Here is a 21,479-nt window from a genome sequence, read left to right as displayed (position 1 = left end):
CGCGGGCTGATCTCACCTTAGGTGTCGCGGCACACCCCAGGTGGACCTTGACGAATCGCCACCGGTCCGGGGACAGCTGCGCTATCGGCGAGTCGCGCGGTTCAGGCGGAGAAGGACCAGCGTGGCGGCGATGACCAATAGCGCGGCCAGGGCGCTGACGCCCGGGTAGCCGATCATGCCCATGGCCGGCCCGGCGGCCGCTGCGCCGACGGCCCCGGCCAGGGACATGGTGGCATCGGAGAAGCCCTGGGCCGGCACCCGCTGGGCCGGGTCGAGGGTCGAGACCAGCAGGGTGGAGCCGGCCACGGTGACTGCGGACCAACCCAACCCGAGCAGGACCAGTCCGGCGGTGACCGCCCCCATGTGCCCCGGCACCAGCCCGGTCAGGGCGACGGCGGTGACGAGGGTGCCCATGCCGGCCAGCACGGTGGGGGTGGGGCCGAGGCGGTCGGTGAGCCATCCCATCACCGGGGACAGGGCGTACATGCCGGCGATGTGCAGGGAGATGGTGAACCCGATCAGCGTGATGGTGTCCAGGTGCCCGGCCGTGGCCCCGGCCTGATGCTGCATGTGCAGCGGGGTCATCGACATCACCGCGACCATTACCGCGTGGGCGGCGATCACGGCGGTCACCGCGGCGGCCGCGGTGGGATGGGCACGCAGGATCTGCCAGCCGGCCCGCCAGGGGTTCCTGCTGGCGGTGGGCCCCGAGCGCGCGGGGGCGCCTCCGTCCAGGGTCCGGGAGGTCAGCAGCGGATCCGGGCGCAAAAACACCGCGATGATGCCCGCACCCAGGACCATGCCGGCCGCGGAGATCACGAACGGGCCGGCCTGGGCGGGGATGCCCAGCCAGCCGGCCAGGACGGCTCCGGGGCCGACCATGTTCGGCCCGGCGACCGCCCCGATGGTGATCGCCCAGACCACCAGGGACAAATCCCGGCCGCGGCGGTCCGGGACGGCCAGATCGGTGACCGCGAAGCGGGCCTGCAGGTTGACCGCCGATCCGAGACCGACGAGGAAGGCTCCGGCCAGCAGCAGGGGGAACAGCCCGGTGAGGACGGCGGCGACCATCAGTACGGCCCCGATGATGGCCGCACTCAGCCCCGTGGTCAGGGCCGCTCGGCGTCCGCGCGCCAGGGCCAATTGCGATAGCGGGATCGCGGTGGCGGCGGTGCCCAGGGTCAGGGCGGTGTTCACGGACCCGGCCCAGGCCTCGGAGCCGGCCAGGTCCACGGCCAGGATCGAACCCAGGGCCAGGGTCGAGCCGTTGCCCAGTCCGGAGAAGACCTGCGCGATCGACAGGGTGCGCACGGTCCGGGATTGGACGGCGTGCAGATCCGGGACGGTGGTGGTCATGGGTGAGGGCTCCTGAGATGGCGGGTGGCGGTGGGCAGGGAAAGTCCGGGGTTGTGGTCGCGGCCCCGCATGCGCACGGCCACCACGGTGCCGGAGGCCGCGGTCAGGGCGGCGACGACGGTGACCGCTGTGGGGATACCGAAGGCGTCGGCGACCAGGCCGGCGATCACGGCGCCGGCGGCGAAGCCCCCGTCACGCCAGAGCCGGTAGATGCCCACCGACCGGGCCCGCCAGGCCGGGTGGGCGACGTCGCCGATGGCGGCCAGCAGGGTGGGGTAGACCATCGCCGTTCCTGCCCCGAGCAGCACCATGGCCACCAACCATGCCCCGAATCCGGAGCCGACGGCGATCAGGGCCAGGGCCAGGGCCTGGGTGAGCATCCCGGCCACGATGAACCACTTGCGGCCCCACCGGTCCGACAGGGCCCCGGTGGCCAACTGCCCGGCACCCCACACGGCCGGATAGACCGCGGCGAGGATTCCGATCTGGCCCAGGGACAGCCCGGCCGCGGCGAACAGCACCGGGAACAGCCCCCAGGTCAGCCCGTCGTTGAGATTGTTGACCATCCCCGCCTGGCTGACCGAGGACAGGGATCGGTCGCGGAAGCTGGTCAGGGTGAAGACCTGGGCGCTGCTCAGGCCCGCGTGGGCCTCGGGCCGGGCACCGGCGTGACCGGCGGCCTCCAGGCGGGCGTGGTCCCGGGTCTCACGCACGGTGAGCACGGACAGTCCCAGCCCGAGTCCGATGTAGGCCGCTCCGAGCAGGAACGGGGCCGGACGCAACCCGTACTCGGCGGCCAGATAGCCGGTGGCCATGGCCGTGGCGGCGACCCCGAGGTAGCCGGCGGCCTCGTTCAGGCCCATGGCTGCCCCGCGGCGATGTGGGCCGACCAGGTCCATCTTCATCACCACGGTCGTGGACCAGGTCAACCCCTGGCTGATGCCCAGCAACACGTTGGCGGCCACGATCCAGTCCCAGGACGGCCCGTAGATCAGCAGCACCGGCACCGGCAGGGCGATCAGCCAACCGGCCACCAGCACCGGCTTGCGCCCGTAGCGGTCACTGAGGGTGCCGGCGAGGTAGTTGGTGGCGGCCTTGGCCACCCCGAAGGCCAGGATGTAGGTCAGCGAACTGGTGTACAGCTCCAGGCCGAACACGTCGGTGGCCAGTAGTGGCAGCACCGTCCGCTCTTGTCCGAGCGTCCCGCCGACCAGGGCATTGACGGCCACCAACAGGGTGAACTGGGCCAGGTTCTGCCGCAGGCCCAGCACGGGCCGGGGGTCCGGGCGGCGCCCCGTAGCGCTAGGAGTCCTCACGCAGCCGTACTCTCCCTCTCGTGGGCAGTGATGGTCCGGTCGGTGTCGGTCAGGCCTGCTCGGTCCGGTCGGACTGGGCGGCGGCCTGGGCGTGGACCTGTTCCATGTCCAGGTCCTTCACGGCGGTGATGACCTGTTCGAGGGCGGGCGCCGGCAGCGCGCCGGGCTGGGAGAAGACCAGCACGCCCTCGCGGAAGGCCATCAGGGTGGGGATGGAGCTGATGCCCGCCGCCCCGGCCAGGGCCAGTTCGGCCTCGGTGTCGACCTTGGCGAAGATCACATCGGGGTGCTGGGCCGAGGCGGCCTCGTAGGTGGGGGCGAACCGGCGGCAGGGCCCGCACCAGGCGGCCCAGAAGTCCACGAGCACGATGTCATTGTCCTGGATGGTGCCGGCGAAGTCCTGGTCGGTGAGGTCGATGGTGGCCATGGGGGTCTCCTTGTCAGTGGTGATTCGTCATCTGCGGTCGGTATGTACCGACTGGAATGGGTGGGGGACGCTCAGGTGAGGTTGGTGGTGCTGGCGGTGCGGATCGGGCAACTGGGCACGGCGAACCAGCACACGGCGGCGGCCACGGCCGCCAGGGCGGCGACCGCCCCGACGATCAATCCGGCGGCGCCGGGCAACTCCTGGACCAGCACGAAGACGCCCATGATGAGCACGAAAACCCCGAATCCCTTGCGCAGGGCGGCCTCCGGGATTCTTCCGGCCAGCCGGGCCCCGAGCACCGAGCCGGCGATCGCGGCGGCGGTCACGGCCCCGATTAGCATCCAGTCCAGGGACACGGTGGTCAGGTACCCGGCCAGTCCGGCGAAGGACTTCATCGCGATGACCACCAGGGAGGTGCCCACGGCCACAGGCATGGACAACCCGCCCAGCAGGGCCAGGGCCGGGACCACGAGGAAGCCACCTCCGGCGCCGACCAGGCCGGTGACCAGGCCGACGACCAGGCCCTCGGCCAGGACCTTGAGGACCGGCAGCTCGCCCTCATGGCTCGTCGCGGCCTTGTTCTTGCGGCCACGGATCATGGCCACCGAGGTGGCCACCATCATCAAGGCGAATGCGATCATCAGGACGGTACCGGGGATGTACCCACCCAGGAGGCCACCACCGAAGGCCCCGGCCATGCCGGCGGCGCCGAAGATCAGCCCCGTGCGCCACTTGACCCGCTGGTTGCGGGCGTGGGTGATGGCGCTGAAGGCGGAGGTGACCCCGACGACGAACAGGGACGCGGCGATCGCCTCCTTGGGATCCAGGCCGGCGACATAGGTCAGGATCGGCACGGTCAGGATCGATCCGCCGCCGCCGAGCAGGCCCAGGGAGAGCCCGATCAGCACCGAGAGCAGCAGGGTCAGAAGAAGGGTGAGCGTCATGGCAGCGTCCTTGTCAGTCGGCGGTCAGCAGTCGTCGGTCGGGGGGCCGGGCTCAGTGGGCCGGCAGTCCGGCGCCCTGCCAGGCGACCATCCCGCCGGTCATGGTGTCAGCGGTGTAGCCGGCCTGATTGAGCGCCTCGGCCACCCGGGCGCTGCGGTTGCCGCTGCGGCACACCACGATCACCGGGCGGGACCGGTCCAGCTCCTGCAGCCGGGAACCGAGCTGGTCCATGGGAATGTGCAGGGCGCTGGGGATCATCCCCTCGGCGACCTCGACATCCTCGCGCACATCCAGAATCTGGTCCTGGGCCCGGCGCTCATCGGCCTCGGCAATGGTGATCTCGGGCATGACTACTCCTCAACGTATCGGGGACATCAAAGGGGACGGATCCGTGGCGCTCAGGCCAAAGCCGGGCTGTCTAGCAGGTATCCGGTCACAGGCAGAGCCTGTCTCGACTCAGTATGCACGATACCCCCAGGGGTATGCAAGACACCCCCTGGGGTATAGAATGGATGGCACGCCCCGACCTCAGGAGACCACGTGCAACTGGACGCCACCGAGATGACCCCCGTACTCAACCGCCTCAGGCGCGCCCAAGGCCAGCTCACCGCCGTGGTGCGGATGCTCGAGGAGGGCCGCGATTGCAAGGACGTCGTCACCCAGCTCTCGGCGGTGTCCAAGGCCCTGGACCGCGCCGGCTTCGCCATCATCGCCAGCGGACTGGAGCAGTGCCTGGCCAATCCGGAGGAGACCCTGGACAAGAAGGACCTGGAGAAGCTCTTCCTCTCCCTAGCCTGACCGGCCCGACCTCGGGCAGGCTGGGGAACACCGCAATCGTCCACGAAGGAGTCCAGCATGGCGTACACGCATTCGATCACCGTCCCCCTGTCCTACGAGCAGGCCGTGGAACGCACCCGACAGGCCCTGGGCGAGGAGGGCTTCGGCATCCTCACCGAGGTTGACATCACCGCCACGTTCGCCGACAAGCTCGGCCCCGACGCCGCCGCGGACCTCGGCGAGTACGTGATCCTGGGCGCCTGCAACCCGGCCCTGGCCAGCCGTGCCCTGGCGGCTGAACCGCAACTCGGCACCCTGCTGCCGTGCAATGTCGTGGTCCGCCGCGGGCCCGACGGCCAGCACACCATCATCGAGGCCATCGACGCCCAGACCATGGTCCGCCTCAGCGACAGCCCCCAGGTCCGCGAGGTTGCCGACGACGCCGACACTCGTCTGCGCGCCGCCCTGGCCAGCCTCGACCACACAGGCCCCGCACACCCGGACTCCGACCCGGTCCGCTGAACCTGCCGGGCGCCCCTACGCCCGTAGCCTTACCCCCAGTACCCAGATGCCCCGCAGGTGCAGGGGCGGCGCCGGCCATTGCCTGTCACCACGAAGGGTCCTGGACTGGACACCTCCGTCCGCAGTACACCATGTCGCTGGACACTCCTGCGGGACGGGTATACCCGGTGGTGAACCTGTCTGCGGAGAACGCTTGAAGGGCGGGTTCTCACACGACCGGGTGCACCGCCATTCACATTCAACAACCCAGGTCAGCACGGAGGGCCACCGGTAGAGGGTCGGCTAACGGAGAACCCTGGCGTCACCTAGGTGATTAGTGCAGGCCACTCCTGACATCCGTGCCGTCGACTTCTGAAATCGACAACGGGGCGCCATACGGCACGCCCTGGACGGGGCGGCCGAAGCTGTCGATCCACCTCTCGAGCGCTGATCAGCTGATCCCGCTCCCGCCCTGTCCGACCACGTTTGCCGGTACGCGGCTCGCTTGCCACGGTCTGCGTAGGACGCCCGGATGGACCGCTCTACGGGCTTTGGTCATGGGTTCATTCATAACGGGTGCCCGTTACACCGTCGGGGACAAAACGATACGGAGTGCACCTTGGTGCCAGAGGTGTGCTGACTGATTCCATGTTTCGCTCGTGACCCTTAGGGAAGGGACATGTGTCGAGCGCGGCCGCGGTGGCTTTGGCTGGCGCCCTCGCAATTTAGCTTAGGGGGCATGCAGACTTGCAGCCTGCTGACGCAGATTTCGCGGCTTGGAGCGGCAGGCGTCAGGAGATACACTGGAGTCAACAGCGCCCCTCCAAGGCTAGAGCCGCAAGGCTTCCTGAAATAGGAGGGGCCAGTTTTTTGTACAATGCCCAAGTGAAACGGGAAAAGCCCTTCAAGAGCATCACTGCGCTGATTGAAATACTTAGAGGCCGCATGCTGGACCTCGACGACGAAAGCGGCGCGGAGAAGTTCCTCTATGACTTCAACTATTACCGGTTTACGGGGTATGCGCGCCAATGGCAGCAGAATCCAGCTCACGGTGTCGACCAGTTCCAGGATGGTACGACCTTCTCGGACATCTTAGATGTCATCGAACGAGACTCGAGAATGCGACGCATTCTTAGCGACGGTCTGAGAACCATTGAATTGTCGGTCCGTGCGCGCTTCGCCCATGAACTGGGCGACACCCACGGCGAGACGGCGTTTTATCTAGACCCCGATAGCTATCTGCCGATTATGCCCCGCATGGATGAGTTTTTGGAGGGTCTAGAGCGCGACCTGCGTCGATCGAAGTCGCCCACCATTGCGCGGTATACGGCTGACTCCGGTTCTCTGGAAGATGTGCCAGTTTGGGTAGCTGTCGAGGTTTTGTCGTTTGGCTCCATTGCCAAAATGGTTCAGTACCTCCAAGACGACTACCCCGCGCGGGCGGTCGCTAGTTCCTACTCAGTGAAGTGGGCAGGTTTCCAGTCGACCATTCACTCCTTAGCAGTCCTGCGAAACGTCTGCGCCCACCATGCCCAGATCTGGCATCGGAAGCTTGACATCCAGTGTCCCACCAACAGGAAACTGCGTCCGCGCGGAATCAACTTCGATCCTCAGGGACCATATGCAGCCATAATCGCGATGAAAGAGCTATTGAAGTCAATCAGTGGAAACCAAGTGTGGGCTGACGAAGTAGATGCTCATTTAGATTCTTCTTCAACGTACTCGTCAGGCATTTATAGGCCCTTCGCTAAGTAGATCTGTGGGATGGGGCCCATTCTATTACCCTGCTCGGTCACTGCCCTTACTGCCAACGCCCCGGACCAACCAAACCAAGTTCTACTAGCCGTCATCGTCCAAGACCCAAGCCTGCTGAAGCGGGATTCTGGCGCGAGTCTCTGCCGGCAAGTGCTCATACGTGCTGAGCAGTTCGTTCAGCAGTTCCTCGCCATCCCAGATCCGGAAGAACGTCCGGTCACGCCGGAACTCCTGGCGTGCCGGCTTGGTCACCCCGCCCCAAGCGACCAAAAGAGCCTGATCAGCGTTGTGCTGGACCCGGGCCGAATGCAGGCCGCGGACGACCCGAGAGTCGATGGCCCCCGGTTCGGACTTGACCTCCACCACGACGGTGGGTGAGTCCAACCCCAGTGGGCCCATCCCGGCGATGATGTCCACGCCGCCGTCCGGGCCGGGCGGGGATACCTCGCACTGGAATCCGTGCGCGGAGAGGATGTCTGCGACCAGCCCGGTTAGCTCGTGTTCCTTGAAATGCTCAGTGATGTGCGATCTGATGCGGTCGCGGATCGCTTCCAAGGTCGGGGCGGTGTGCGGGTCGGTGACCTCGTCCTCACTGTCGTCTCGATTGTCGCCGGCCGCTGTAGCGGTGGAAACCTCGTACGGGTTGCCGGGGTCGACGCCGGTCTTCGCGATTGTCACCAACCGGTTCACGGCGTCATTCCGGGAGGGGCTGAATACCGTCATGATGGCGTTCAGCGAGTACATGAGGTCCGCCTCGATCCCCGTCTTGGACACGGGCTCAGCATTCCACTGCACGGGCAGGTACTTGCGCCGGTCCCCGTTCGGATTTTCGGCGTCGTATCCGTATTCTCCGGAGACCGAGCCGAACCGGATGTAGCCTGGTTGGGTCTTCAGCGGCATGACGATGAGGTCACCGACCTTGATACGGTTCCGGAAGGACCACAGCTGGCTGGTGTAGTTGCTAATTCGGCCTTCCGGGTCCGCTGGGTAGACCTTGGTGAGCAGGTCCCGAACGTCCTGGCGGGACTGGCAGGCGCCAATGTCTCCGACCTCGCTCCATCCGATGGTGACCCGACCATTGTCGATGTTCCACTTCTCGTGCTCACCGTGCAGTCCGGCGCGGACAACCCAGGCCTTCAAGCGATCAGCTCCGTCCGTTCGATCGGGAAGGGGACTCAAATTCCACTGTACGTGCAACAGGGCTCGGGACGAGGCTCCATTCCGCGCACCTGCCACTACCTCGGCGGTCTTGGAAGCGGGCTCCGCCGACCCAGTCTTGCTCCGGCCTGGTCGTGAAGGTAGGTATGGAGGCCTGCGCCATCATCGCGTGCCGTTCGGCCGGGCTCACCGAGGTCCGACAAGTTGACGGAGCAGCGTCGTCGAGCGTCATGCAGGGTTCTTAGACAGTCACGGTGTCCCACAGACCGATCTGTTCGTGCTGGTGGCGGTGCACGCGTTCCTCGTCGGTTAGGGCGTAGTCGAGGCTGGCGGACTCGAAGCGCTTGAACTGGTAGATGGCGTGGTTCATGTGCTGGGCGTTGAACAGCCCAAGATCGTTCAGCATTTTGAAGTCCGTCACACTCAGGCCGGTGACGCGCTCGAACAGTTCCGAGTCGAGTGACTCGATGACGTGCTTGAGGGCTTCTTCTCGGAAGTCGGTTGCGTACATGAATACCGGGATCTTGGCGAGGAACTTCTGGAGCTTCTCTCGGATCTCGGCGCGTTTTTTGGCTGTCTCGGACTGTTGCTTCTTCTGCCCCGGAGTGAGCTTGCCGTCCTGCTTGCGCTTGGCCTTCTTCAGGTCCTTGGTGTTTGTGATGACGGTATGGGCGTTATCGACCAAAGCGCGGAAATCCTCGACGTTTTCCAGGGCCTCCATCAGGGCCGGTTGATCGAGCACGGCGGAGAGCGTGTGTTCATTGACGTCGACGAGCAGTGGCGAGTTCCAGCGGCGGGCCAGCGCCGCAGCGCCAACCCCGGCGCTGGCCCAGTCGAGTACCGCGGTGGCGTCGAGCTGGGTCATCGCTCCCCCGGTGAAGCCGAAGATCGGCAGGTAGTTGATCAGCTCACCGATCGCCTGGGACGGCGTTGTGTCGCCGGTGGTGGCGAGCTTGGAGCCGTATTCCGCGACCAGTGATAGGGCGCGGTTGGGGTCGAACTCGAAGACATAACAGGTCGGCTTGCGCAGGTCGAGGTTGCCTTCGGCGTCGCGGTAGGCCCATGGGGACTGAACGCGGAACGCGGCCTGGAAGTAGGACTCCGGGCTCTTTAGTGACCGGAGCATGAAGATCGCGCCCCACTCGGGGACGGTGACGCCGGTCATCAACTTGCCGACCGACAGGGTGATCGAGCCGACGCTGTCGCCTTTCTTGACGTCTTCGATGGCGCGCTCGACGGGCGGCAGGGCGGCCATACCCTGCCCCGCCTTGCTGCCCGCAGCCACCACGATCTCGAATTGGGAGAAGAACGGGTGCTGCTTCAGCAGCTCGGCCATGGCAAAGCAGGCAGCGACGGTGTTCATGTACCAGACCGAGTGCTTGATGGCGGACTTGAACCGAACAGCTTCGTAGGGGAACGGCGGCTTGTCCTGAGTGAGCACCTGGAGTTTCATCTGCTCCGAGAGCTTGCCCCGCAGCATCTCCAGGAAGTCGGCCACCTCGTCGGGGCGCTCGAACTTGAAGCCGTCGTCGGTCTTGCTGGCCTTGAAGAACTCATTGAGGCTGAAGCCGTTGAACTCACCGTCCTCGGCGTAGTCCTCGGCGGTCTTGCCCATGTCGTAGGAGTACATCTGCATCTGGGGCAGCGTGATGTAGGGATTGGGGCCCTCGGCCTCGTCCCACTCGGCCTTCTCGCGCTGCTCGTCGACGTAGGTCCAGTTGAAGATCGCGTCCTCGGTGAACTCACCGTCGGTGATCGCCCGAAACGGCGTGCCGGACAGGTACAGGTAATGCTTGGCTCTGACCTCCAGCTCCTCAGCGAGGTCCTCGTCAGTGACCTGCTCGTCGGGTTCCTCCAGTTCCGGCTCAGCCGTGTCGGTGGGGTCGTAGAGGGCGCGGGCGGAGTCTCGCCAGGCACCGAAGTGGTACTCGTCCAGGACGATGGCGTCCCAGTCAATGAGGTGGATGACCTCATTCTTGGCCTTGATGTTGCCGTCCGGGTCGCGGCCGCCAAGATCTTGGAGCGAGGCGAACCACACCACGGGGTCAGGGTAGTCCGCGGCGGCGTCGCGCTCGGCTTCGCTGGACTCCTTGTCCACGTAGCGCCAACCATCAAAGTCGACGTGGGAAATCAGGTCATCGTGCCAGGCGGTGGCCACGGCGGGCTTGAAGGTGAGCACGAGCACGCGCTGCCAGCCCATCTCCTTGGCGAGCTGGTAGGTCGAGAAAGTCTTGCCAAAGCGCATCTTTGCGTTCCATAGAAACTTGGGCGCCTTGTTGCTGCCGGCGTGGTTGCGGAAGTAGGCAGCGGTCATCTCGACTGCCGCACACTGCTCGGGGCGCATACAGAAGGACTGGATGCGCTTGGGCTGGTAGGCGATGCCCGAGCGCACGGTCTGAATCGCAGCCAGGACCTCATCCAAGGTGGCCTCAAACCACTCACCACCGGTGCGGTTGATGCCCGCCGCGACCAAAGCCGCATGCACATCATGGTCAGAGAAGTGCTCGCCGTGAATGTTGATCGCAGGCTCGTCATACAGGATCGAGACGCCCTTCAGACCCGGGTAGGCGGTGTTGAGCTGTTGGCGGATGCGGGCGCGGGCCGTCCCCTTAGTGGTTTGCCCCACTTTCAGCAGCCCCGCTCCCATGATCAGCCTCGAGCCATCGGTGCGCTCCCACGGCTCGGCATCCTTGCCAACGACGGTGTAAACGTAAATGCGGTTGGTCACTCTTCGACCTCCGGCTCATCGACACCAGGTCGGTACTTCGATCCGCCGGGCAGGTGGCTGGCAGGGAGAGGTGAGTCGAGAGAGAGGTTTACGCCGCGCGGCATGATAGTCGCCTCGATGTAGTCGCGTTCCTCGTCACTGAGGTCGAAGAGGTCATAGAGATCCTCATCGGTCCAGCCACGCGTCATGTCCAGCATGGGCACGAAGCGGAAACGCTCGGGTGTCAAGTGCTGAGTGATCTTGCGCTGAAGCACCAGAAATCGGTACAGCCGGGTCGCCATGTAGTTGGCGTAGTTCTCGGTCTCTTCGCGGCTGTCGAATGCCCCCGCGATCAGATAAGTCTGCGTGCAAGCCGAGCCAGGAGCGACTGCAATGGGCTCCCCAAGAACGTAGGACACTTCGCGTCCGTGTCCGTCTCCGGCCATCGGAATCAAAACCTTCCAACGGTCTACCCAGTCGTGAAGGCGTTCGAGCTGGTCAGGGCGGACATACCCGATCTTGGAGCCGTAGATGACGGGGATACTGCCGGGGAACGACGCGTCGGCCGAGTCCTTAAAGTTGGTCCGCAGCCCGAAAGGGACCTGGGGCGCAAATCGGTTTTCCACCGACGGAAGTCCAGCACCCCGCACCTTCTTGACGATTGAGGCGGCCCGGTTGTCACGCATCAGGACTCCGTCACCGTCACGAAGGTCTCGGGTCATCGTTGACATGATTCGGCCGTTGATTCGCGTGGAGAACTCGCAGTCGCCATTGTGGTCGCGATCCCAAAGAAAGTAGCTGACCCCACCCTTGATCTCGACACCGGGGAAGCAGTCGAAAAGCTTGGGGTTGTCGACGAGCTTGGCCAGGTGGCGGTCGGCGATCATGCGCGTGCGAAAGTCGTCGAGTCCGAGGCCACCGGCGAACCAGCGCGAGGGGGTGATCATCAGAACGTAGCGCGGGTCGAGACCGATGGCCTGGTCGACAAACTTCTGGTAGATCGGCATGGTCCGCGTGTTGCCGTCAGAATCGATCTGGTACGGCGGATTACCGACAATCACGTCGAATTTCATGTTGGCCATCTCTTCGGTGGGGTAGGTGCCATGGATGAACGCGTAGGCGTAGTTCTCGCGGGTGTCTCCGCGTTCGAGGTCTTGGGGGGCGTTGCACAGACGGCACTTCCCCTTCGCGTCGAAGTCGTGCCGGGCTGCGACGAACGGAAGATTGCCCTGGGGGTCGCCGAAGCGCACCACGCTGTGGCTGCCTGCCGCATCCGCAGAGCAGTACACGCTGCGGCGCGAGATGATTCCGGTCATCTCCGTGGTCGAAGCTCCGAACAGCATGTTGCGGAAGATGTGCTCGCGGCGCTTGAGGAAGTCGGGCTCCCACTCGGCGAGGCCATCGAATAGTCTCGTGGCGATCTCCCGTAGGAAGACTCCAGACTTGCTGCATGGGTCAAGCCACACGAAATCTGGCCTGCTCCACACCTCATCAGGCAACAGATCAAGCATGGCCCGGGCCAGCTTCGGCGGAGTTGGCACCGCCGAGTTGGACAGCTGAGAAAGGCAGTCGAGGATGTCGGGGACGTGCTGCCCGAAACGTGTGGCGGTCATCCTCGCGCCCCCTTCGGGGCCACCACAGGATTGGGGTGATCAGCAAGCACAGAGTAATGGACCGGCACCTCGTCGACCTTGGGCGCCCAGAACAGGTCGAGCTGCTCCCTCTGTGCGCCAACTGTCGACCACTCACGCAGGAACGTGCCATTGCGGCTGGCGCGGTAATCGACCCACTCGATGGAGTCGAGATCCGTCAACGTGTTCGCCAGGACGATATTGGTCTCGAGGATCGCGTCGACCGCGCTGGCGAAACCGGGCGTCGGCACCTTCGTGTTGAGGTCGTTGTCGAGGTGTGACTGCATCAAGTGCTTCATCCGGTCTTTAGACTCGTCGACATTATCGGGATCGATGTCGACGGCATAGATCGAGGCCAGGGCGCGCAGCAGCCGGTGCTCATACATGAGGGCGGAGCGGTAACGGTCTGCGGTGATGAAGGCGAGCTTGCGGCGCAGGACCTCTTCGAGAAAATTGCCTGAACCCGCTGCCGGCTCGAAGAACTTGCGATCAGTGTTGTTGGGATCGTCCACGCTGGGGAACATGTCGGGGACCAAGTCGAGCATCGCCATCACTTCGCGAGTGTGGGTGTAGACCTCGGCGAGGTCGCGCACCCGCTGGCGGGTCTTGATCTGCATCATGGTTCCTCAATTCACGGTGGGTTCAACAATCCATTGTGCCAATCAATCACGTCCGCCCCAGACCAGGCGCGTATTGCAGTGACAAATGGTGGTTTGCGCTCGGTTATATCCGCTTGAGGATTCGAAGATGGCACGACTCACTGGAAGTCGCACTCCTTGTTGCCTTTCTCCGCAGACCACAGACAGCGCTGGCGCAGGACGTGCTACTTTTCCGAGTCGCATCAAACGTCCCTTCCGGTCGAAGGAGGCAGCGGTCTCAGGAGACGGTGCTTCTGGGGACTGCTCGGCAGAAGTGACGACCGTCAGGGTGTTCGCCAGAGGATTCTCAAGCGGAACGTACGCCGCATTTCTCAGAAACTATCAACGGGTGGCGAGGATCCAGAGCGCCCCGACTGACAGGAGCCGGAACCCGCTCGACGATGTTCGTGGGAAGACCGTCATACATTGCGATTCAACGTCTAGCCGGTCCACAGGCTGCCGCACACGAGTAGCCAGGGGCCGGGCATTGAGCTGGGCTCAGACAGGCGGCTTTGCTCCGCGATAACCGCTTCTTCTTTTATTCAGCGTGAGTACGCTGCGAGGGCCCTGTTGCCCGCGTACACCAGACGGTCAACGAGGTTGAGCCAAGTGCTTCCAGCTCCTCGCGCATCGGCCTCGGGCTTGATCTCAATCAGCCACTCGTCCATCGGCGCATAGGAGGCTAGCTGACGATCGGTTTGTGCAAGGCACAGTTCGCCGAGCCAGGCCAGACCGTCACTCAACTGCATCTCGATAGGTAGCTGGCGCAGAAACCTGATGAGCTCGAGTAGGCATGAGGACCTGCCGGCCGCGTATGGAAGCCACCGCGGAATGAACGACACGAGCTCGTCGGTTTTCACCCACGTGAAAGGGTGGCGACCGAACTCGTTATGCAGTGACTGAGCAGTCCCAGGGTGGTTCGGGAGGAGGTGGCTCAACGCGTAGTCCTGGAAGCTGTCGGATTGGTCGTAGACGGCCCTATTCGCATCCAGTTGGTCCAAGACATGTGCGAATAGGGTCGGCCACACTCCTCCCGCGGCGTCAGCGAGCTCTTGGGTCTCCGCTCCGACTTCTGCCAAGTCCCGTAGGAACGCGCTGAATACGTGGCTGGCGGGGGCGAGGACTTTGACGTACTCAAGCAGCAGGTCGTCGGTTCCGTCCGCACGCAACCGGTTGTGTAGCAGTGCCCGTGCCGCGGACATGGTCTGGGCGCCGTGGTGGTCAATGAGGTGGGCGTATTCAGACAGTTCCTGAGTGACCATGGCGCGTGCCTGCGCCTGCAGGAGCGCTTCCAGGTCCCGTTGGGCGACCTCCGCGACGCAGGCGCTTGACGAGGCAGCGCGCCCTAGCGCCCGAATGGTCGCGCTGAGGCGAGATGTGTCGAGTCGATCCGGCCGAATCTCCGGAACCCGAGCCATCAGGTCCCCGGTCACGGCGACCTGGGGAAATTGCTGAAGCTCTTCGTCGAACTCGCTGATTTCGCACAGTCGGGCTAGGTCAAGCGCCCACTGATAGGCGGTCAGATGGATACATGGGTCGCCTGAGCACCGATGAACCCAGACGGCGCCACACCCCCGGGCGAACTCCAGGCAAGTGGCCGTCGACGCGAACTGTCCGAGTGTCGCGGCGGCCGCTGCGACATCGCCCGGTGTCGTGCCGGCCATTGCGAGGTGCTCGGCCAGTTCGGGAAGTACCAGATGCGGGACTGCTGCGGCCGCGGTTCCTCGCGTTCCGATGTCGTTCTCAAATCTGAGCGCGTTGATGTCGTGTATGGCGCCGTTCGCGGCCTGTCGCAGGATGGCGAGGATGGAGGTAATGGCGAAGGAAGCGTTTTCGCCGAATGCTTCGGGGTGGCCTGTGGCGGCGCTGCGGACTGCGGCTGCTGCGATGTATGCGAGTGCGAGGTTCGGATCCGATGCCGCGTAAACGGGTGGGTCGTCGTGCAGGTCCTTGACCAGTGTGAGGTCGTCCGCAATCTCGACTGGAGTTGGCGGCGTCCAGCCCTTCTCTTGCTGTCGTGCTGGAATCCAGTATTTGTTCTGGAGTCGGATGAGGAGGTCGCCGCGAGTCAGGTCAGCTCGTACTGGAGCGAGTTCTTGTTCTATGTCCTCGGGCTCCTTCAACGAGACAAGCACGCCGCCGTCTATGGGCTCGGTTTCCACGTTGTCCACATCGAGCGCGGCTGCCCACCGGCGGACGGTGGACGTGCTGGCCTCGAAACGAGCAGTGTTGGCAACAAGTTGCGCGCTCAATTCCTTGAACTCTGCCTGGCGCTGTGCATCGGAGTTCAGAACCAGGAACACAACGACGTCGCGCAGGTACCACTTGCGTCGTTCTGGATGGGTGATGCCGTCATCGGGTGTTTGCAAGAATCCGACGGATTCATGGGTGACGCGGTATTGCTCGAATTGCCAGATGAGGGGCTCGTCGAGGTATCGATCGAGCGTCTTCGAGTCTTCACTAATGTGACGGATCGTAGCTCCGACAATGAGGGCAGGCATGGCCAGGTTCTCGCACCCATTCAATAGCGCTGTCGTCACATCTCCAATGGCAACCCCGCTGGCAACCATGCGGTCGACCCACCGCTCGACGGCCTGGAGCGCGCTCATGCATGGGTATGGCCCGCTGGTGTTGCCGCGGTACCAGCCCCACACATTGCTGTCGCCGACGTAGGTTTGCTCGGTGCCGTCGATCGCGAGCGTGAACTTCGAGCCGGGGTCGACAAATCCTGAACCGTCCTCAGCGCGGCAACTGATGTTCGCTGCATGGTTCAGCATCCGGTTCACGACCGGAACCCAGTCTTGGTGCGGACACATCCGAATCAGGACCCAGAACGACCCATACTCGTGGTGGTTCAGTCTCTGGAACGCGCGTGGCTCGTGGTCGCGGATGCCGTCCCAACGTCTGCCGCCGCTGCCCCGGTTATCGATGTAATAAGCCTCGGTGAGCTGGAGAAGGAACTTCGGGTCATAGGCACCGAGACCCCATGCGCTCCAGTCGAGGTCAACTGCCGGTTGGAGGCTCGACGGCGAGTCTGCAGCCACCTCCGACAGGCAGGCGCGCACTTCATCGTTGATATCGGGGCCGAGGAGCGCGAGCAACTGGATGTACCGCTCTTGAGTTATCTGCCAGCTCAGGGCCCCTTGGCGCACCCTCTTCTTCGTGTAACCGTCAAAGACGTTGAACACGACCTCTTCGTCGGACCTCATAGAGGTGTCGGCGGGAGCGGTCGGTAGATGGTGGGTCCGCCAGTGGTCTAGCAACAGGTCCCTTAGGGCCGTCCTAGTCGGGTTGCCCGCGGGCAACCCGACAACGAGGGCGGAGTTGAGCCACTCGCACACTAAGCGGAATACTTCGTTGTCGTTTCGCCACAGTTCGTCGACCTCCTCGATCAGGAGGCGGACGACCGGCTCACCGCGTGGCACATCGACCATGTTGTCGTGCCGATGGTGAAGCGAAACAACTCTGACGAATGTCATAAGAACGTCATGCGAATGGGCGGCACTCGCGTCAAGCATGTGTCGAAGAAGGGCGTACGCGTTTGGCATTTCGAGCGCAGCTTCAAGCGGCACGTCTTTCCAACGGACGGTGGACTCGTCACCGAGGCCGTCGAACTGGGCCACCAGTGCCGCAAGCTGCTCATTGGGATCGACTGCACCAGCTAGTTCGCCCTCGCATGCGAGCTTGGCGGCGGACATGGCCCATCGCTTGGGCCCAGATGCGCTCAAGGTCCCTGTGACGGAATCGGCCCGTACTAGACGGACGGCCGTCGCGAAGCGACGGATTTCGTCGTGCGCGAACTCAGGCTCGGCTTTACGTAGGTTCTCTGGCGCCACCAAGAGGTCGGCCCGGAGGGCGTCGAGCGCGGCAGGATCAGGTCGAGGGTAGGACCTCTCTGCCTCCGGCAAATCGAGTTCTGCCTCGCTCATGGCCAGAAGAGCGTCGGTTCGCGCTGTCGCCGAGCTCCCATGCACTGTGCTGCCGATAAGGTCCCTCCAAATCAACTCGAGGCACCCCCAGTCATCCAACGGCGTGGTTACCGTTGTGCCGGTCCGCGCTAATAGGTCGACGACGGCCATCCGCCGATACAGTGACTTGACCGGCAGATTCCGGAGCGTGCCGGCGATTGCCGGCACCTTCTTTCCGACGACGCGCAGTTCACTGTCGTCGAGCCCGGGAACCTCAAACCTCCGTGGTGCCGGGTAGATGCCCACAAGTGTGCCAGCAGCATCCTCAGCTGCGGTGTTCGCGGCGACCAGTACCAAGCCAACTTCGGCTGCGTGTGCGGCGGCCGCGAGCTCGCGCAGGAGCGGACCACGTCCTTCGACTGCTGCGTCTGCTGCATCGACGACGAGAACACGGGAGGGTGCGGACATCTCGCTGAGTACGTCGGTGAGTGGCATTCCAAGGTCTACTGATAATGCCGTCACACTGTCGCGGGTCCTGCGCAAGTTGAGGACTACATACTGGAAGTCGCGGTTGGTTGCGGCGAGGGACCTGGCCGCCGACAGCGTCAGGGAGCTCTTGCCGGTTCCCGACTCACCCGTAAGCACGAGGGACCCCCCGGCAGCCCCGGCGATGACAAGCTCAGCCTGCGCCTCGGCGAGCAGCTTTGTGCGCGGCAGTTCGACAGCCTCGGCCAACTCGTGGCGAACCGCGACCATCGCCGAGTTCTGTTCCTGGAGTAATCGCTCCCATGCAGCCTGGGACCTCCCGGCGTTAGAATCCAGGACCGAATGGATCTTGCGCCGGAGGACGGAGCGGTCGACTGCGGTGCCTTTTTGGTCGAACTGGGTCGCTTGGGCAGAGTGAAGGTCGTTGCGGACGTCAAAGCCGCTCTTCCCGGCCCGCGCGAGCGGATTCAACCGATTGCCGATTTCAACCCAGTCCGTTTCATCGTCGGACTCGACGCGGAAGTCCAGGACCCAGAGCCGCTTGAGAAGCGACCAGACCAGGCTCCTGAGATCATCCCCAGTGGGGTCTGGTCGTGCATTCTTCACGAGACCGGTGATGTGGGCGTACCGGTTGGCGTAGCCGCCGTGGCGCTCCGGTTCGTGCACTTGTGCGTGGAACTCGGCCTCAGTCGAGTTGTCCCTCGCGAGCGAAGCGAGGCGCTGGACCTCTCTATGAGTGTTCGTCATTCCTGCCAGAGCGACGGCAACATACGCGCGGTCATCGTCTTCGAACGTGTCGACCTGGTCCAGGAGGGTGCCAATTAGCTTCGCGGTCTTCGAGTCGCTCTTGATGAACTTGGGGGCGCGCCTAACTGCGACGTGAACGACTGCCCTGTCACCGTTTCTCTCGGCCTCCACGCGCAGATCATCGACTGGGTCGGTCGGGTTGGTCTGGAAAGCCACTTTCACCACGGGCAGTTCGCCGGTCTCTGGGCGCGCGGCGCCGAGCAGCATGTCGGCGAGGTAGCTGGTTGCGACCCGGTGACCGAGAGTGCTCCCCCCACCGCCACCGGCGTATGGGCTGACAACCGCGATCTCGTTGCCATTGTCGGGCGTGACACGTTCGCGCTTATCGTCGTTGTGTGGCATAACCTAAGTCTCCCAAGCCAGAAGGACTTTCGATAGTCGACTGACTTGCCAAAAGACGCTCGGGAGCCGGCGTGCACCCATGAATGCGTCATAGGGATCGTGTCGCGCATTCCGTTCCACCCCAACGGTGAAGTCGACCGCAACTCTGAGTCGCTTCAGGTAGACACGTGGGCCGCATCGGAGTACGAGCTCACGCCACTCCAGTACCGCTGGGCGCCCCTAGTCGTTCGAGCCGCACGGGATAACGGAGCATCGCTTTGGGGAGCCCTGGCGCATTGTGGTCTCAACTGTGGCCATTCTGTGGCCACACGCGCAGTAACGTCGCATCACGAGTCGGCACGAGACAGCTGCAAAGGCGCGTGATTCCGGGGAACTTGGGACACCGCCAGGCTGACAGAAACCCGCCATTCCGGGGTCGCCGAAACTTGAAAACCAGTGTGCGGTAACCCCGTACCAAGAGTTCGAATCTCTTACCATCCGCGTGGATAAACGGAAGCGGCCCCGCTGAGTGGGACCGCTTCCGTTGCCTCGAGTGCCGGTAGACCCATTGACGCCCGATGCGGGCTTCAACTGCTCCGCCGTGATCTGGGACGGGTGCCTCACCCTGCCACTAGTGTCCAGCGCCGAGTCGTCCGGTCATGCGGGCGCGCATGGCGCGGCTGGCCTCGTTCAGTCCGGTGACTTCGACGTGCTTGCCGTAGTGGCGGTACTTCTCCTCCACCGAGTCCAGCGCCGCAATGGTCGAGGCGTCCCACAGGTGGGACCCGGACAGGTCGATGACAATGTGCTGGGGGTCTTCGGCGTACTCGAACTGCGTGTACAGGTCGTTGGAAGAGGCCCAGAAGAGCTCACCGTTGACCGTGTATCGGGCCACGGTCTGATCGTCCTTGCCACCGAGCGTGCGGGTGACGGTGGCGAAGTGCGCGACCCGACGAGTGAAGAGCACCATCGCGGTGAGCACCCCGAGTCCGACGCCGACGGCGAGGTTGTGGGTGGCCACCGTGGCGACGACCGTGACGACCATGACGGCCGTCTCGGACTTGGGCATCATCTTCAGCGTCGAGGGGCGGATGGAGTGCCAGTCGAAGGTGGCGATGGAAACGAAGATCATCACGGCCACCAGGGCAGCCATCGGAACCATGGCGACCACGTCACCGAGAGAGACTGCGAGGACGAGGACGAAGACGCCGGCCAGGAAGGTGGAGATCCGGGTGCGGGCACCGGACGCCTTGACGTTGATCATGGTCTGTCCCACCATCGCGCAGCCCCCCATTCCGCCGAAGAAGCCGCTGATGATGTTCGCCGCGCCCTGGCCCCAGGACTCGCGGACCTTCGAGGAACGCGTGTCAGTGATGTCATCGACCAGCTTGGCGGTCATCAACGACTCCAGAAGCCCGACCGCCGCCATGCCCAACGCGAACGGGGCGATGATCTGGAAGGTCTCGACGGTGAACGGCACGTCGGGGAAGAACAGGGTCGGCAGCGCGTCCGGCAGCTCGCCCTTGTCCCCGACAGTAGGCAGGTTCAGGGCGAAGACCACCGCGATGGCGGTGATGACGATGATCGATACCAGCGGGGCCGGAACCACGGTGGTGATCCGCGGCAACAGGTAGATGATCGCCAACCCCAGAGCGGTGAGCGGGTAGACCAGCCAGGGCACCCCGATCAGGTCCGGCAACTGGGAGGTGAAGATCAGAATCGCCAGCGCGTTGACGAAGCCGATCATCACCGACCGGGGAATGAAGCGCATCAGCTTCCCCACTCCCAGAACCCCCAGGATCACCTGGAACACCCCGGCCAGGATGACCGCGGCGATCATGTAGTCCAACCCATGGGAAGCCACCAGCGGGGCCACGACCAAGGCGGTGGCCGCGGTTGCCGCCGAGATCATCGCCGGACGCCCGCCCAGGAACGAGATGGACACGGCCATGGTGGCCGCGGCGAACAGTCCCACCTGCGGATCGACCCCGGCAATCAAGGAGAACGCGATGGCCTCGGGGATCAGCGCCAGAGCGACGATCAGACCGGCCAGGACCTCGGTCTTGAGCCAGCGTGGACGTCGCACGGTGGCCAGTACCGACTGACGTTCCTCGGGGGTGGCGTCCGCCGGTGGGGCGGAGTGGATCGTGGTGGACACGTAGGTCTCCCATCAGGTCGTGGACAAGAAGGACACCGGCCCGGGGATGCGGCCACCACCACACAGAGGGCGGGGACATCAGGTAGTCACCGGGAAGGGGATGCCATCAACCCTACCCTAACGTCAGGGTAGAGTTCGCCTGAGCGGCCACCCATACCCTCATGGTCTCGTGAGAGGGGGCGCCCAACCGCCTGGCACGTGGTGACGCTTACTGTCTGAGGCGGTCCTGCAGCGCGGCGATGAGCTCATCGGCCTGGCGCAGCTTGCGAGCCAGCTTCTCCCGCCCAGCCCGGGCCCGTTCCAGGTATGCCTCGGTGGCTTCGGCCGATCCCGCGGTTTCCAGGATGACGAGGATCTCGGCGGTCTCCTCCAGGCTGAACCCCAGCGGGATGATCCGCCGGACGTGGTTGAGACGCTCCACATCCACCTCCGTGTAGAGACGGAAGCCTCCCTCGCTGCGCCCCGAGGGAGGGACCAGGCCCACCTGGTCATAGTGCCGGATGGTGCGCAACGACAGCCCCGTGCGCTCGGCCACCTCACCGATCTGCATCGTGTTCATATCCTGGCCCTGCACCACTGCTCCACCTT

At 64.2% G+C, this 21,479-nt stretch carries 15 protein-coding genes; 3 read left to right on the top strand and 12 right to left on the bottom strand.

Translation table 11 applies throughout. The annotated features are described in order from the left end of the window. Nucleotides 1-81 precede the first annotated feature (81 nt). The 5 genes from IMT31_RS11540 to IMT31_RS11520 form a co-directional block, all read right to left on the bottom strand. On the bottom strand, nucleotides 82-1,356 hold the full coding sequence (locus tag IMT31_RS11540) for an MFS transporter (protein WP_345358541.1): 1,275 nt from the start codon (nucleotides 1,354-1,356) through the stop codon (nucleotides 82-84). Beyond that, a complete protein-coding gene (locus IMT31_RS11535; RefSeq protein ID WP_345358538.1) occupies nucleotides 1,353-2,672 on the bottom strand; it encodes an MFS transporter in 1,320 nt (439 codons plus the stop codon). Before IMT31_RS11535 ends, IMT31_RS11540 begins: the two co-directional genes overlap by 4 nt. A gap of 49 nt (nucleotides 2,673-2,721) precedes the next feature. Further along, the gene (locus IMT31_RS11530) at nucleotides 2,722-3,099 is read right to left on the bottom strand and encodes a thioredoxin family protein (protein ID WP_345358535.1); all 378 of its coding nucleotides are present in this window, start codon (nucleotides 3,097-3,099) and stop codon (nucleotides 2,722-2,724) included. Nucleotides 3,100-3,170: 71 nt separating this feature from the next. Further along, nucleotides 3,171-4,043 carry a sulfite exporter TauE/SafE family protein gene (locus tag IMT31_RS11525; protein ID WP_345358532.1) on the bottom strand — a complete coding sequence of 291 codons (873 nt, stop codon included), beginning with the start codon at nucleotides 4,041-4,043 and terminating at the stop codon, nucleotides 3,171-3,173. A gap of 52 nt (nucleotides 4,044-4,095) precedes the next feature. Beyond that, nucleotides 4,096-4,392 (bottom strand): rhodanese-like domain-containing protein, encoded by a 297-nt coding sequence (locus IMT31_RS11520; RefSeq protein ID WP_345358529.1) that lies wholly within the window; start codon nucleotides 4,390-4,392, stop codon nucleotides 4,096-4,098. 192 nt (nucleotides 4,393-4,584) lie between these two features. Between IMT31_RS11520 and IMT31_RS11515 the strand changes: the two genes are divergently transcribed. The 3 genes from IMT31_RS11515 (at nucleotide 4,585) to IMT31_RS11505 (ending at nucleotide 7,077) form a co-directional block, all read left to right on the top strand. After that, nucleotides 4,585-4,842 (top strand): metal-sensitive transcriptional regulator, encoded by a 258-nt coding sequence (locus IMT31_RS11515; RefSeq protein WP_345358526.1) that lies wholly within the window; start codon nucleotides 4,585-4,587, stop codon nucleotides 4,840-4,842. Between the two features lie 57 nt (nucleotides 4,843-4,899). Continuing rightward, entirely contained in the window at nucleotides 4,900-5,343 is a 444-nt protein-coding gene (locus tag IMT31_RS11510; protein WP_345358523.1) for a DUF302 domain-containing protein, read from the top strand. Nucleotides 5,344-6,207: 864 nt separating this feature from the next. Next, the gene (locus IMT31_RS11505) at nucleotides 6,208-7,077 is read left to right on the top strand and encodes an Abi family protein (protein WP_413542868.1); all 870 of its coding nucleotides are present in this window, start codon (nucleotides 6,208-6,210) and stop codon (nucleotides 7,075-7,077) included. Between the two features lie 84 nt (nucleotides 7,078-7,161). Here IMT31_RS11505 and IMT31_RS11500 read toward each other — a convergent pair whose 3' ends face one another. From IMT31_RS11500 to IMT31_RS11470, 7 genes are all read right to left on the bottom strand, one after another. Then, nucleotides 7,162-8,217 (bottom strand): restriction endonuclease, encoded by a 1,056-nt coding sequence (locus IMT31_RS11500; RefSeq protein WP_345355748.1) that lies wholly within the window; start codon nucleotides 8,215-8,217, stop codon nucleotides 7,162-7,164. A 259-nt stretch (nucleotides 8,218-8,476) separates the two neighbouring features. Further along, nucleotides 8,477-10,963, bottom strand: a complete 2,487-nt coding sequence (locus tag IMT31_RS11495; protein WP_413542867.1) for a GIY-YIG nuclease family protein — start codon at nucleotides 10,961-10,963, stop codon at nucleotides 8,477-8,479. Further along, nucleotides 10,960-12,555: an Eco57I restriction-modification methylase domain-containing protein gene (locus IMT31_RS11490; RefSeq protein ID WP_345355753.1), complete on the bottom strand. Its 1,596-nt coding sequence runs from the start codon at nucleotides 12,553-12,555 to the stop codon at nucleotides 10,960-10,962. Before IMT31_RS11490 ends, IMT31_RS11495 begins: the two co-directional genes overlap by 4 nt. Continuing rightward, entirely contained in the window at nucleotides 12,552-13,193 is a 642-nt protein-coding gene (locus IMT31_RS11485) for a hypothetical protein (RefSeq protein WP_345355756.1), read from the bottom strand. The genes IMT31_RS11490 and IMT31_RS11485 overlap by 4 nt, the downstream gene beginning before the upstream one ends. Nucleotides 13,194-13,753: 560 nt before the next feature. After that, nucleotides 13,754-18,754, bottom strand: a complete 5,001-nt coding sequence (locus tag IMT31_RS11480; protein WP_345355759.1) for an ATP-binding protein — start codon at nucleotides 18,752-18,754, stop codon at nucleotides 13,754-13,756. 610 nt (nucleotides 18,755-19,364) lie between these two features. Further along, nucleotides 19,365-20,891 (bottom strand): SulP family inorganic anion transporter, encoded by a 1,527-nt coding sequence (locus IMT31_RS11475; protein ID WP_413542866.1) that lies wholly within the window; start codon nucleotides 20,889-20,891, stop codon nucleotides 19,365-19,367. 208 nt (nucleotides 20,892-21,099) lie between these two features. Beyond that, nucleotides 21,100-21,450: a MerR family transcriptional regulator gene (locus IMT31_RS11470; RefSeq protein ID WP_345355765.1), complete on the bottom strand. Its 351-nt coding sequence runs from the start codon at nucleotides 21,448-21,450 to the stop codon at nucleotides 21,100-21,102. Between the last annotated feature and the right edge of the window lie 29 nt (nucleotides 21,451-21,479).

The organism is Citricoccus nitrophenolicus (assembly GCF_047305825.1).
Taxonomy (GTDB): Bacteria; Actinomycetota; Actinomycetes; order Actinomycetales; family Micrococcaceae; genus Citricoccus; species Citricoccus nitrophenolicus.
This window is presented reverse-complemented; position numbering and strand designations above follow the sequence as displayed.